Genomic DNA, 12,910 nt, shown 5'->3' with positions numbered 1-12,910 from the left:
GTTTGTTGTATTTGTCTTTGGTACAACAAAAAAATGAGACAAATAATTTTGAATTAAATCAACTCCAAGAATTACTACAGGGATGGAAACAAGACTGGATAAATATTTGGGACAAGCCAACAGAGACAGCACGTATTGCGGCGGCTGCATCTACTTGGTCACAGCGAGTATTGGATATGTCTGGGTTGCTGACCTCTGAATCTATGAGTGCTTAGTCTCAAGTTATCTATTTCCTACTACCTAAAAACTTCCAGAAGGCGGGATTTGCCAAACGCCAGAAAAAATACTTTCCACAGCTAAAGCAATTCTCAGCAAATCTTCCTTGAGTAATGGCGGCCAATCTACACCAGCCCTCCGTCCTGCTACAAATAGCTGCTGCGCCTTAATACTTAATTGATAAAGGGCAAAAGTTAGCTCTTTATCTAGGCTGGGGGATTCTTTCAGGGCTTCAAACACCACTTTCAAAGCTAATAAAATCGAGGTGATTTGACCGGGTACAGGTGGCTTTCCCCACTTCATCCGCGTCAATAAGGCATCTGAGCTATCCTCAGTTGCTGTTGTTTGCCCTACTAGGAGTTTGCGAGCTGTTTCGTAATTCATCTATCCAGCGTAGCGTAAGTTTTTACACAGTATAGATACTTGGTTATGCGCTATCTTTTGCTATATGGAATGTCACCGTTTGGTGCTAAGTCCTCAAGGGCAATGTCTGACGACAAGCCAATTTAATCTACGCATCCCGTAAGTCTAGGATAAATATATCCTTATATGTTGTATGTAACATTAAGATTCCGCTTGAATTTGTCTGACGACTGTCAGGGCGGAATAACTTACCCCGGCTGTACCTTCTCCTGGATGGGTGGAGTCACCGACTAACCATAAGGCCTGGATGGGTGTACGATTAGCAAAACCAAAGGGGCCAAAGGTGGGGATTCTTTGACCAATACCGCCAACTATACCGCGATCGCGCCCTGTGAAGTTGGCAAAAGTTCGGGGTGTGGCAGCTTCTTGATAAACTATGGTTTCTGGTTTGAGATAGAAGTATTGAGCTAGTTTAGCGATCGCTTCTTGGGTAAACTTTTGTTTGAGTCCTGAATAATCTTCAGTACGCCACCACTGTTCAGGGTCTACAAAGGATGAGGTGATAATTGTGGCTTTCCCTTCTGGTGCGCGACCATCACCCGCGTGACTGACTGACACAAACAAAGAATTATTCTCCCCAATCTCTCCATCCGCATCATACATAAACTGCAAGTGGGGCGGACAATCCAAAGGAATAGCACTAGCATCTACTCCTAGATACACTACAAATGCGCCGGATGCTTGGGGTAGCTTTTCCACACGCTGTTTATAGCCAAAAGGGGCTTTTTTTCCTAATAGTTGCACTAAGTTTTGAACGGTGACGTTAGCAACTACATGATCTGCGGTTTCCGTCCAAACTTCGCCTGTTTTTTGATTTCTGATGACAACAGCCGTAGCTTTGCCATTTTCGACTGTGATTTTTTCGACAGTGTGGCGCATTAATAATTTACCACCGTCTCTTTCTAAAGCTTCAACTAGGCGATCGCTTAATACCTGCATACTACCCTGGAGGTGAAATAATCCTTGGGGTAGTTGGGATACACTCAAGGCTGTAGCGGCGTAAAGTAAAGCTGTTTCTTCAGCACTGACTTGAGAATATAGCTTGAGTTGTAAATCTAAAAATGTCCTGAGTCGTCGTTCATTTCCCAACCCAAATAATCTTAAAGCATCACCCACAGTTAACAAGGTGAAGGGTGCAGTAATAAATGTACTCGGACGTACCGCTTGAATTAACTGTCCTAAATCCCACAAATTACGCGGTGGTAGAACAGGGTCACGCCCCTGAAATTCCCAACTGGCATTAAATAGAGTCGCCATCAACTGCCAAAAAGGTTCACTACCAGGAAACTGCCTTTGCCGTTCTTCCCGCCATTTCTCAAGGTCACGCCAGACATTAATCGGTGTATTTTCCCCAGGTAAAAAGACTGCACAAGCTGGGTCACAAGGGATTGCATCTGGTAAATCTATTTCTAGTTCCGAAAATATCCGATGATGGATTCCTCCTGGTTCTAAACCTGCTACCTGGGTTGCACCAACATCAAAGGTAAAGCCTTGGCGTTTAAATGTGGAAGCACAGCCGCCTGGAACAATGGCTTGGTCTAGAATTAACACGCTGTAACCACGATGGGCTAATAATGCAGCCGCCGTCAGTCCACCAATTCCCGCACCAATGACGACTACACGAGGTTTACTTTGATCAACAAAAATATTAGACATTAATATGAGTGTTACAAAAATTAATATTCCTACTCATAATTTTACAAGCTAATCGCAGTGAAGTAGAGGCGATCGCCGAAGAAGAAACTTGTAATATTCTCATTTTGACAATGCCTACTCCACTCTCGTCAAAGAGTAGAAATGTTATGCTGACTAGCGAACACATTTAAGCTCAAGTCTATGAAAACCAGGAGCTTTACGGTTATTGTCTACAAAGAAGATGATATGTATGTGGCTGAATGCCCAGAAGTTGGCACAGTAGATCAGGGAGAAACAATTGAACAGGCGATCGCAGGTTTGCGAGAAGCCACGCGGCTTTATTTGGAAGAATTTCCCTCACCTGAAACATCTCCCAGATTTGTGACTAGCATTGAGATTAGCTATGCCTAAAATGCCACGCATATCCAGCAGAGAAGTGATTCGGGCATTAGAACGTTTAGGATTCGAGCAAGTTCGCCAAACTGGTAGCCATGTTGTGATGAAAAAGGCTACTTCAGATGGTGAAATTGGCTGTGTTGTACCTTTGCATAGAGAACTGAAAATTGGCACTTTAAGTGGCATTCTTAAGCAAGCACAAGTAACAATAGAAGAATTGATTGAGAATTTGTAAGATCAGGTTTAAGGGTAAAATCTACAAATCCTGTGCTAAATAGGTGATTACCCGCATTTTTCACAAACAGTAGGGGCGGGTTCACAGATATACTCGAATCATTCACGAAGATTTCGCTCAACCCGCCCCTACGGACTCTAAACTGAGGTTGCAAGAATTGGTGAGAAATCCGGGGTATCCCCTCAAAATTTAGGGGAAGGTATTTTATTCAGGAATAGTAGATTTAGTTTTTTATATTTGAATAACCGTAAATATACTGTCCCAAAGCATTAGCTAGGCACGAAGGTTTAGCTAAATAAGTGTTAATATTAGCTTCTTTTAGCAACCTTTGCACATATTCCCAGTAAAACTCACCGCCCCCACCTGTAATAATTACATCTGTCACTTTTTCTGGCAACCAAGCAAATAAGCGACTACAAGTTTCGCGTGCAAATTGCTCAATTAAGTTAGGAAGTGAATCATCTATTTTAGTAAGTTTATTAGCACATTTAGGAAGATATAATCCCTTGCTATTTGGTTTTTTAACGGCAGCAATTAGGTCTAATAATGGAGTATCAGCACCTTTTATTTCTGCTGCAATTATCTCATAAAACTTACTCATTCCAAACTCTTCACTCTTGCAAGCATCTCTAACACATTTAAAATTATCGACTATAAGCAAATTAATGTTTTGATGACCAATATCAACAACAGCTAATGGAGCTTTTGTAAAATCAGGATTACCTGATCTTTTAATACGTTGACATCCAAGCCAAAGGAAACTACCATAACCTTCTGGTATTATCCACACCTTAGAAATATTCAAATCCACTGCTGAATCACAAAATTTAATGAAATGGTTGCCAGTAATGATATTAATTAACTGTGCTTTCTCACTTTCAAATTGCTGTGGAGAGAAAAAAGGTAAACTCATTACTACAGATATTTCATCTTTGAGTTTAAAGTAGCCGGCTACAGTTAATACTTTTACTAGTGCATCTTCCAGTTTAGATTGACCAATACCGAAATTTGCACCATAATCAGCTGCTAATTGACCCATAGCATAACCGCTACCTTGATGTTCTATCCACAGATTTAGTAAAGGATGATCAGTCGGTCTAGACTCAAATACACCATTTTCGATGTCTTCAACTGAAATTGGCTTGACATTAGAAGGGATGAAGACCACATTTTCAGGATCGCACATCACACAAGCTTTCGTAAAACTTCCACCTAAATCAATACTGAGGATAGTTTTCTTGTCAATATGACTGATAGTAGTTTCATAATGAGCATTAATGTGCGTAATTTTACCATTATCATTGTTGGGATTAAAAGTGTTAATTGGTGGAGTTACTTTTATTGCTGTTAAAAGACGTGCATAGTAGTCATCTGGAACAATAATTAAATCCTCTTTTAATTGAGAAAGAACTTGATTAGTTTGTTCTACTGCTGATTGAAATATGTTTAAAGTATCTGCTGTAGGTTCTCCATCAATTTCCCACATTAAATAAATAAGATTTTGCTGCAATCTTATTGCTAACCTCAAACAGTCTTTTTCTACTTCATTTAATGCGTGTTGACGAGTTAGATCATCAATCTGCCTTTTACTTTCATCAGCAAATTCATAATATTTCTTCTCTAAAGAAGCGTATTTGTCTGTTAACTCATTGGCAATTTTTCTGTGATGCTTGGCTTCTTCTCTGTCTTTTTCTCCAGCAGCATGAGCAGTAAAAGCACCTGCAACAGCATCAACTGCTGCCCTTATAGCACCGAACAAAAAAGGTAGTATAAAAATCATATGGTTTTTGACTAAATTATTTAGGAATGAGGAGGAAGGTAAGGCATTTGAGAATCAGGCAACAACTTACTATCTGCTGATGTGAGTCCTAAAGATTGAGCAATAGCAATTGATTCACGTAACCGTTCCATAGCTCCTTCTATCCCAGGTGCAAGTGGACGATTTATAATTTCTTGATTAATGGTTTTCATTTCAGCCAAGAAATCTAGATTTTTTTGGTGTTCATAAATCAGTTCATTTTCAATTTCTTGTAATCTTGCTAACTCTTGCTGCGTTAAAGATTCGTAATAAGTTCTTACCTTTTGTTTATGGTCTTCCAGGATTTTGAAAAACTCAATAACCATACCCGCAGCACCAACAACAGCTAACGCAGGTGCTACTGTGGTTAATGCGATCGCAATTGGTGGAAAAGCTGCTGCTACTGTTGTGGTTGCAAATGCCGTTGCACCCCCAACTGCACCACCCATGACGGTATCTTTTAATGTTGCTGTAGTCGCTTCCTGTGCAGAAATTTCCCCTCGGACTACGCGCATTGCATTAGTTAGAAGGGAAAAAGGTGCGGCTGTTACTGCACCAACAGCAGCCCCCAAAGGTGCAGCTTGAAAACCTGCTTTGACAGCACCTCTTAGGTTGTCAAACTGCCATTTGGCATCTAATCTCATTTTCTCCTGCCAAGTCATGGTTTTATCACCACGAGCGATATTATCTTTGGCATTCTCCCATTTGATATTGTTGGGATTGTTAGAACCACCTTTGCTATGAGGTTCGATATGACTAGCGTGTTTACCGTCTAGATACTTTTCCGCATTGCTAGCCGCAGATTTTCCGTCAACACCTGCACGTTGAGATGGGGGAATCTTCTCTAACATTTCTTGGGCTTGCACACTGGTTCTTGAAGGTTCACCAGGTCTAATTCCACCCCTATATAATCTGTTAGCTGAAGGTAAATCCTGTAAGTTGGCGTGTTGAATCTTGGTTGTAGCGGCAGCGTTGACAGCAGAATTAGAATGAGAATCGTCAGACATGGATGACTACCTTCCTCATTAGAGACTTAAGTATAATTATTTATATATTATAAATAAGCTGTATTATATATGTCATCATTTTCTTTAGTATTCTAACCCAAACTTACATATGAATTGGAAAATTCAGGTAATAGCAACTTTGAATTTCAAAAAAAGTCTGTTTTATTTTTGACAATCATTTATCCTTAAGTTCCCCTAAAGCTGCACTTGGTTTCTGCTGGCAAATTAAGATAAAGAAGTAAGAGCTATCTTCACTCACCACTACCCATGACCTCAACCCTGTTAAAATTTCCGCGCCTTAACGCCCCCAAAATACATCAGTTACCCAATGGCTTGACCATCATAGTTGAACAAATGCCGGTGGAAGCTGTAAACCTCAACTTGTGGATCAATATTGGTTCAGCAGTGGAGTCTGATGAAATTAACGGCATGGCTCACTTTTTAGAGCATATGATTTTTAAGGGAACTGAGCGAATTGCTAGCGGTGAGTTTGAACGACAAATAGAAGAACGTGGTGCTGTCACTAACGCCGCCACGAGTCAAGATTACACCCATTACTACATCACCACCGCCCCCAAGGATTTTGCTGAACTAGCTCCCCTGCAAATAGATGTAGTATTAAATGCTAGTATTCCCGATGAACCATTTGAACGGGAACGATTGGTAGTTTTAGAAGAAATCAGACGTTCTGAAGATAACCCCCGCCGCCGCACCTTCCGCCGATCAATGGAAGCAGCTTTTGCAGAGTTACCTTATCGCCGTCCAGTCTTGGGGCCGGAATCTGTGATTTCCCAACTGACAGCCCAGCAAATGCGAGATTTCCACCATACTTGGTATCAACCCCGCTCCATGACGGCGGTAGCTGTGGGTAATTTACCTGAAGAAGAATTAATTGCAATCATCGCTGAAGGATTCACCCAAAACAATCCCAGTACCCAGTATCCAGTTCCCAGCCCCCAATCCCTTAATCTCGAACCTGCGTTTACCGAAATTGTTCGTCAAGAATTTATTGATGAAAGTCTCCAGCAAGCAAGATTAGTCATGCTGTGGCGAGTTCCGGGGATGAATCAGCTAGAGCAAACTTATGGCTTGGATGTGTTAGCAGGAATTTTGGCACACGGAAGGACATCAAGATTGGTACAGGATTTGCGGGAAGAACGGGGACTAGTTTCTTCTATTGGCGTGAGCAATATGAGTAATCGCCTACAAGGGACGTTTTATATTTCTGCTAAGTGTGAAGTAGAAAATTTACAAGCTGTAGAAGAAGCGATCGCAGAACACATCCGCCTATTACAAACAGAATTAGTCACAGAAAAAGAAATCGCCCGTGTACAAAAGCGCGTCGCCAACAGATTTATTTTCGCCAACGAAACCCCAAGCGATCGCACCGGCTTATATGGTTTTTATCATTCATTGGTAGGAGATTTAGAACCAGCATTCAACTACCCAGCCCATATTCAAGCCCAAGCAGCCCAAGATTTACTCTTAGCAGCTAATCAATACCTTTGCCCAGAAGCTTATAGTGTAGTTGTCATCAAACCAGAATGAATTAGTGAGTAGTGAGTGGGGTGTGGGAGAATACATAAGTTTCTCATTCCCTTCTCCCCAATTTAATGATGTGGACTGAAATCGATGCCCATATTAGCCGGGTAACTGGCGAAAAATTTCAGAGTCAACACAGGCGATCGCTTAGTGGTGGTTGTATTAACCAAGGTTACGCTGTCTCTGATGGTCAGATGACGTACTTTGTCAAGCTCAACCAAGCATCTCTAGTTGCTATGTTTGAGGCGGAGATGCTGGGGTTACAGCAGATGTACGATACTAATACAATTCTCGTACCAAAACCGATTTGCTGGGGTATAGCTGGGAATTCTGGTTATATTGTCCTGGAATGGCTGGAAATGGGAGGAGGTAACAGCAAATCCTGGGCGGAAATGGGACGCAAGTTAGCCGCGATGCACAAAGCCACCAGCCAGCAAGGTTTCGGCTGGGAGATGAATAACACTATCGGTTCTACACCCCAAATCAACACTTGGACAGCAGACTGGGTAGAATTTTATGCTAAACACCGTCTTGGCTATCAGTTCCAATTAGCAAGGCGACGGGGTGGTAACTTTCCCAAACAAGATGATTTACTAGCAGCTATTCCTGATTTATTGGCAGATTACCAAGTCCAACCTTCCTTAGTACACGGTGACTTATGGGGTGGAAATGCTGGGTGTACGGTTGCAGGTGAACCAGTGATATTTGATCCAGCCACTTATTTTGGCGATCGCGAAGTTGATATCGCCATGACAGAACTTTTCGGTGGTTTTCCAGCCGCTTTTTACCAAGGTTATAACGAAGTCTTCCCTTTAGATGCAGGCTACGAAACTCGTAAAACCCTGTATAACCTGTATCACATTTTGAATCACTTCAATTTATTTGGTGGTAGTTATGCTTCCCAAGTTAATCGCATGATTGAACAAATCCTGCGCGTAAGGAAAGAGGGATGAGTTACTCTCCCCCTGTCACCTGTCCCCTGTCACCTGTCCCCTGTCCCCTGTCACCTGTCACCTGTCCCCTGTCCCCTCTTTACTGACTATTAATAATCGAAGGTATCAATTGCTCAGGTTGAGGATTGAGAAATTGTTGCCAAGTTTTAATTTGTTCTTGCGCTGCACTATACACAGAAGTACCACGTGGAACTAATCGGGCAGTTTCAATACCTTTGGCTATATCTGAACTACCTTGAGTACGGGCAATATCTAATATTTGCTGACTCCATTGCTCAATAGCTATATTCGCATCCATCCGCAAGATGCTGTTGTTTGAAACTTTATCAGCTATTCGGATTGCTTCAACCAAAGCTTCGGGTGTACCAGTCTGTGCTACAGCCTTGGCTTGTGACCAGTTTTCCCTAGCGCGAATTTGACCTTGCCAATCTTCTATGGCTGTTTTTGCTTCACCAGCAAGCGATCGCCCGGAAGATGCTAGGGGTCTAGCAGCGTTAATTGCAGCCGCCAAATCTCCAGTTTGTGCCAAGTCTCGCGCTTGATCTAATAATGGCTGGTCTTGGATGCGCTGTACTCTCCCTACCCAAGTTCTAATTCTGCGGCGTGCTTCTGGATACAAGGCCCGACCCTGACGAATTTGACTAGCTTCGGCGATCGCTGCTTGCAAAGAATTAATATCACCTAAAAAGGCTATTTGTTCAGCCCTTTCTAAATAAGGTCTGTCTTCAATAGTTTCTACCTGTGCTTGCCAACGGTTGATGTCTTGTCTAGCTTCTGAACCACGGGGATTGCTTGTAGGTATTAACTGTGCTTCGGCAATAGCTGCGCTTAAATCGTTAATTGTGCCTTGATTTGCCAGCATCCGCGCTTTTTCTAGCCGAGACACATCTTCTATTTCTAACTGCCATCGGGAGATTAATTGTTGAGCTTCATTATAGACTGGTCGTGATGGCTCTATTTGTTGTGCCTGGATAATTGCTGCTTCTAAACCAGTTATATTGCCTATCCATGCACTCCTTTTCGCGTCAGCTAAGGCGATGAAGTCTTCAACTTCTATTCGCAACCCAGTAATTTCCGGAATTTGTCTGGCAATATCTAAGGCTGTATCTGCATCCCGTTCAGCCATTTTTGCCTGGGCTAACTCTAGCATTTTGCGTCCATAGGCGGGGATGAGTTCTTGGGCTTTTTGATATAAGTAACTATTTTTGCCAATTGACTCAGCTAATTTAATTGCTTCTACGTAATTATCAACTACCTTACTACTCGCTAATGCTTCAGCTTTGTCTAGCTTATCAACATCTTCTTTAGCTGAAGTAATAATGCCATTTAGTTCGTCATATTTAACGCTTGACCAGTATTTATTGTCTACACGCAGCAGCTTCGATGACACCATAAACGCTGATTGCCAACGCTGTTGACGCAGTTCTTCTTCTGCGTTCTTATATATGCCTTCTGCTTTAGCCCAAATGGTTTCCCACTTGGAAATTTGTTCATCTACTACTTTATAAGTTGGTAGGTCTTGGGGTATTTTACGAGCAGTGGCGATCGCTTCTTCTATTTTTCCGGCTTGAAAACTCCCATCAGCCAGTTTCAAAATATCTTGTGACCAAACCTCTAACAAACGATCAATTTCTCCCCGCAGTGGGTGATCTGGAGGCAGTTGATTAACTAAGGCGATCGCTTGTAGTAAATCATTAACTGTTTGTTTAGAAGCGGCTAACTGGGCGCAATGTAACCGCACCGAAGCACTAGCCAGAGGCCAAAAAATTGCCGGACAATTGGGAGCAGTTGGTAACTTCAGTAGCATCGCCGTCGCCATAAATGCCACACCACCTGGAATAAGCGTTAACAACAAAGCCCACGCCACCCAGCCTTTCATCCAGCCTGGCAACTTAATATAACTTTTCTTGACTCTCTGAGTTACGTCGGATTGATCCTTAACAGGTAATCCTTCGGTATTATGCTCTGTTCGCTGCTTGACTGAATCATAAGAACCAGTAGCTGGGATACCAGATGCTTGGTGATCACCGACCTTTTGGGTTCGCGATAATCTTTCCTTCTCATCTGGATTTATTCCTCTGGTTGGATGCCAACTTTCTGGGATATCCCGCTCTGTCATCTCTCACACCAAAATAGTTGAATAGCTATCTGTTTTAGAATGATAATTCGATTTTCGCCAGAGTAACTTTCTCATATTTAAAAAGCTACTTGTTACATAATCAATCCCCACAGATAGCATTAATAATTCTGAGATTCAGCGTCCTTGTATACCTTATCCTGAAACCGAAGATTCAGTTTGCAAATCCACAATTAGTTGAGCTAGATGATCACTACTAGCTTGATAAACGCTGCCACAAAAGTCACAAGTTGCTTCAGCCCCATCATCTTTAACAATCATATCTTGCAACTCAGCTTCTCCCAACATTTTTAATGCTCCTAACACTCGGTCAAACGAGCATCCACAGTGAAAGCGCAAAATTTGGCTTTCCGGGAAGATATTTAAACCCATGTCGCCTAATAGATCATTAAAGATTTCTGGCAAAGTCTTACCAGCTTGCAATAACGGCGTGAACCCTGATAAAGCTGCTACCCGCGATTCCAATTTTGCCACTAATTCTTCATCTCTGGAAGCTTTAGGCAACACCTGCACTAATAATCCGCCAGATGCTGTCACCCCACCAGCACCAACAAACACACCTAAAACCAATGCTGAAGGTGTTTGCTCAGAATTTACGAGGTAGTGAGCCACATCATCACCAATTTCCCCCGAAACTAGTTCTACTGTACTAGAGTAAGGGTAGCCGTAACCGATATCTCTGACCACATAGAGATACCCATCACCAACTGCACCCCCAACATCTAGTTTGCCCTTAGCATTGGGAGGCAATTCCACAGATGGATTACCCACATAGCCCCGCACTGTCCCATCTAAGCCAGCATCGACTAATATACCGCCCAACGGCCCATCGCCCTTGACCCGGACGTTAACCCTAGAGCCAGAACGCTTCATACTAGAAGCCATCAACAAACCTGCTGCCATCGTCCGCCCCAGAGCCGCCGTTGCTACGTAAGAAAGCTTGTGGCGTTGCCGTGCATCTTCTGTTAAGCGCGTGGTGATCACACCCACTGCACGAATTCCACCGTCGGCTGCTGTGGCGCGAATTAATTGATCCGCCATGAAAACCTTACCAATAATAGTGTCTCAACAAACGCCCTTGCTCTTTAGCGTCGGGTTTCAAGTAATATTTAGTATAACAAAACTTAACTTATACACCACTTACGCAAGTATATCTAGTAGAAACAGAGACTTTTCATAATTTTCTGTTGATAGTTTGAAGTCAACCATCCTAAGTAAGGAAAAAGTAGGAAAATCTCGTTTCTTTATTCATTTACAAGTTTGATGTACAGGGGTTTCGGCTGGTGGGACTGAGTATCTCTATTGTGCGGTCAAGCCGAGCAAGCAGGGGGGTAGGTTTGCGTAGGAGAAAACAAATGTTTAAAATAATACTTATCAACTTGTGTATAGTTTCGGTAATGTTAAATTGGTTTTGTCTGTGAGCGATCGCGGTATATTGCTTTGAATAAATGAGAGTCACCCTTACGCATTACAAGTAAAACTCTGAATTACCACTCTTTGAGTCGAGTGTAATAGCAACGAGTTTGGGCTACAACCTTGAAATTACCAACTAAAACCGTGATGTCGTCTTCCGCATATATCACGACATCAAGGCAAAATGCAATGAGGGTCAGGCATTCAACTCGTAATTAACACAATTGTTTTTTCTATAAAATTAATGTTTCGAGTTTTGCTTGTACTTCTTCTATTAAATCTTCTGTTAAACTTTCAACAAATTTTACTTTTCTAGCTTTCCAATCTAGTGTTTTAATTTGATCTGCTAACACAACCCCTTTTGTTTTCATTCCTTCAATAAGGGGAACTTCAAACTTAAGCCCCTTCGGGTTAGTAGTTATAGGACAAGCTAAAACTAAAGAAGCCATTTGATTGTACTTAATTGGAGATATAACAAGAACAGGGCGATAGCCAGTTTGCTCACGCCCTTGTTGTTGTAGCTCGTTATTTAGTGTTATGGCAATATCATCAAATGACATTCCAGAATTACGAAGGGTAAATACACGCTGAATTGATTCAGCCGTGAACTGTTTTGCAGAGCCAAACTCTAATTTAACAATGTCTCCTCTATTGGGAAAGTAAGGCGGCTTCACTACCAAGCTTCATTCCCCACAGCGTCACCTGTTTCAAATTCTGGATAAAAATTATCAGGGGTCATCCCTTCAAGTAATTCATCAAGCGTATATTTTTTTCGTCTCTTTGGTGTAATTACTATGCTATTGCCTTCAACACTAAAATTGATATCTGTTCCTTCAGTTACGTGTGCTTGTTCAGCTATCGATCTAGGAATCCTAACAGCTAAACTGTTTCCCCATTTAGCTACAACTGCTGTCATAATCTTCTCCCAAAGCTGTATTAGCGATTTATACGCCCAATTTTGTGTTTCCGCAGCAAAACCTTTTCAATAATCGTTTGTCTGACGTATATACTTTGAAGATACATAAAAAAACAAGGGGTGTCAACACCCTTTAGAAAAAGTGACTTTTTACTTCTATCTCTCTATCCAAGCCAATACTGAGCAAGGAAGTTAACCAGTAATGGCAACTAAAATCCTTATAAGGAAAGCTTAAGAGC

At 41.9% G+C, this 12,910-nt stretch carries 14 protein-coding genes; 6 read left to right on the top strand and 8 right to left on the bottom strand.

Annotated features, from left to right (window positions below; translation table 11 throughout):
• Positions 1-2: 2 nt before the first annotated feature.
• On the top strand, positions 3-215 hold the full coding sequence (locus ACM0OR_RS00285; protein WP_414574550.1) for a hypothetical protein: 213 nt from the start codon (positions 3-5) through the stop codon (positions 213-215).
• 25 nt (positions 216-240) lie between these two features.
• Here the strand turns inward: ACM0OR_RS00285 and ACM0OR_RS00280 are convergent, their stop codons facing one another.
• Both ACM0OR_RS00280 and crtD read right to left on the bottom strand, forming a co-directional pair.
• Positions 241-600 carry a Dethiobiotin synthetase gene (locus ACM0OR_RS00280; protein WP_323264994.1) on the bottom strand — a complete coding sequence of 120 codons (360 nt, stop codon included), beginning with the start codon at positions 598-600 and terminating at the stop codon, positions 241-243.
• Between the two features lie 180 nt (positions 601-780).
• Positions 781-2,295, bottom strand: coding sequence for a C-3',4' desaturase CrtD (crtD, locus tag ACM0OR_RS00275; RefSeq protein WP_414574549.1), 1,515 nt, complete (start codon positions 2,293-2,295; stop codon positions 781-783).
• Between the two features lie 8 nt (positions 2,296-2,303).
• Between crtD and ACM0OR_RS00270 the strand changes: the two genes are divergently transcribed.
• The 3 genes from ACM0OR_RS00270 to ACM0OR_RS00260 are packed head-to-tail and all read left to right on the top strand — an operon-like array spanning position 2,304 to position 2,905.
• A complete protein-coding gene (locus tag ACM0OR_RS00270) occupies positions 2,304-2,465 on the top strand; it encodes a hypothetical protein (RefSeq protein WP_414574548.1) in 162 nt (53 codons plus the stop codon).
• Between the two features lie 10 nt (positions 2,466-2,475).
• Positions 2,476-2,685 carry a type II toxin-antitoxin system HicB family antitoxin gene (locus ACM0OR_RS00265; protein WP_414574547.1) on the top strand — a complete coding sequence of 70 codons (210 nt, stop codon included), beginning with the start codon at positions 2,476-2,478 and terminating at the stop codon, positions 2,683-2,685.
• Positions 2,678-2,905, top strand: coding sequence for a type II toxin-antitoxin system HicA family toxin (locus ACM0OR_RS00260; RefSeq protein ID WP_414574546.1), 228 nt, complete (start codon positions 2,678-2,680; stop codon positions 2,903-2,905). The genes ACM0OR_RS00265 and ACM0OR_RS00260 overlap by 8 nt, the downstream gene beginning before the upstream one ends.
• A gap of 223 nt (positions 2,906-3,128) precedes the next feature.
• Here the strand turns inward: ACM0OR_RS00260 and ACM0OR_RS00255 are convergent, their stop codons facing one another.
• Together ACM0OR_RS00255 and ACM0OR_RS00250 are read right to left on the bottom strand one after the other, a co-directional pair.
• Entirely contained in the window at positions 3,129-4,229 is a 1,101-nt protein-coding gene (locus ACM0OR_RS00255; protein ID WP_414574662.1) for a ParM/StbA family protein, read from the bottom strand.
• A gap of 476 nt (positions 4,230-4,705) precedes the next feature.
• Positions 4,706-5,710, bottom strand: coding sequence for a hypothetical protein (locus tag ACM0OR_RS00250; RefSeq protein WP_414574545.1), 1,005 nt, complete (start codon positions 5,708-5,710; stop codon positions 4,706-4,708).
• A gap of 267 nt (positions 5,711-5,977) precedes the next feature.
• Here ACM0OR_RS00250 and ACM0OR_RS00245 point away from each other — a divergent pair, with 267 nt between their 5' ends.
• Positions 5,978-7,258 carry a M16 family metallopeptidase gene (locus tag ACM0OR_RS00245; protein ID WP_414574544.1) on the top strand — a complete coding sequence of 427 codons (1,281 nt, stop codon included), beginning with the start codon at positions 5,978-5,980 and terminating at the stop codon, positions 7,256-7,258.
• Positions 7,259-7,326: 68 nt separating this feature from the next.
• Positions 7,327-8,205: a fructosamine kinase family protein gene (locus tag ACM0OR_RS00240; RefSeq protein ID WP_323265118.1), complete on the top strand. Its 879-nt coding sequence runs from the start codon at positions 7,327-7,329 to the stop codon at positions 8,203-8,205.
• A gap of 79 nt (positions 8,206-8,284) precedes the next feature.
• Here the strand turns inward: ACM0OR_RS00240 and ACM0OR_RS00235 are convergent, their stop codons facing one another.
• The 4 genes from ACM0OR_RS00235 to ACM0OR_RS00220 all read right to left on the bottom strand — a co-directional run bounded on the left by ACM0OR_RS00235 (position 8,285) and on the right by ACM0OR_RS00220 (position 12,671).
• Entirely contained in the window at positions 8,285-10,324 is a 2,040-nt protein-coding gene (locus ACM0OR_RS00235) for a chromosome segregation ATPase (protein WP_414574543.1), read from the bottom strand.
• Between the two features lie 153 nt (positions 10,325-10,477).
• Positions 10,478-11,383, bottom strand: coding sequence for an Hsp33 family molecular chaperone HslO (gene hslO, locus ACM0OR_RS00230; protein ID WP_414574542.1), 906 nt, complete (start codon positions 11,381-11,383; stop codon positions 10,478-10,480).
• Between the two features lie 605 nt (positions 11,384-11,988).
• Positions 11,989-12,429: a type II toxin-antitoxin system PemK/MazF family toxin gene (locus ACM0OR_RS00225; RefSeq protein ID WP_323265002.1), complete on the bottom strand. Its 441-nt coding sequence runs from the start codon at positions 12,427-12,429 to the stop codon at positions 11,989-11,991.
• A complete protein-coding gene (locus ACM0OR_RS00220) occupies positions 12,429-12,671 on the bottom strand; it encodes an AbrB/MazE/SpoVT family DNA-binding domain-containing protein (protein ID WP_323265003.1) in 243 nt (80 codons plus the stop codon). The genes ACM0OR_RS00225 and ACM0OR_RS00220 overlap by 1 nt, the downstream gene beginning before the upstream one ends.
• Positions 12,672-12,910 lie beyond the last annotated feature (239 nt).

This window comes from Anabaena sp. CCY 9402-a, from assembly GCF_963920945.1.
Lineage (GTDB): Bacteria > Cyanobacteriota > Cyanobacteriia > Cyanobacteriales > Nostocaceae > Trichormus > Trichormus minutissimus.
The sequence above is the reverse complement of the archived record's forward strand: the minus strand, read 5'-3'. Positions and strand labels throughout refer to the sequence as shown.

Excerpts from the sequence above, each read along its gene's own strand:
- ACM0OR_RS00280 (WP_323264994.1), bottom strand. The coding sequence starts at position 600 with ATGAATTACGAAACAGCTCGCAAACTCCTAGTAGGGCAAACAACAGCA.
- crtD (WP_414574549.1), bottom strand. The coding sequence starts at position 2,295 with ATGTCTAATATTTTTGTTGATCAAAGTAAACCTCGTGTAGTCGTCATT.
- ACM0OR_RS00265 (WP_414574547.1), top strand. The coding sequence starts at position 2,476 with ATGAAAACCAGGAGCTTTACGGTTATTGTCTACAAAGAAGATGATATG.
- ACM0OR_RS00260 (WP_414574546.1), top strand. The coding sequence starts at position 2,678 with ATGCCTAAAATGCCACGCATATCCAGCAGAGAAGTGATTCGGGCATTA.
- ACM0OR_RS00250 (WP_414574545.1), bottom strand. The coding sequence starts at position 5,710 with ATGTCTGACGATTCTCATTCTAATTCTGCTGTCAACGCTGCCGCTACA.
- ACM0OR_RS00245 (WP_414574544.1), top strand. The coding sequence starts at position 5,978 with ATGACCTCAACCCTGTTAAAATTTCCGCGCCTTAACGCCCCCAAAATA.
- ACM0OR_RS00240 (WP_323265118.1), top strand. The coding sequence starts at position 7,327 with ATGTGGACTGAAATCGATGCCCATATTAGCCGGGTAACTGGCGAAAAA.
- ACM0OR_RS00235 (WP_414574543.1), bottom strand. The coding sequence starts at position 10,324 with ATGACAGAGCGGGATATCCCAGAAAGTTGGCATCCAACCAGAGGAATA.
- hslO (WP_414574542.1), bottom strand. The coding sequence starts at position 11,383 with ATGGCGGATCAATTAATTCGCGCCACAGCAGCCGACGGTGGAATTCGT.
- ACM0OR_RS00220 (WP_323265003.1), bottom strand. The coding sequence starts at position 12,671 with ATGACAGCAGTTGTAGCTAAATGGGGAAACAGTTTAGCTGTTAGGATT.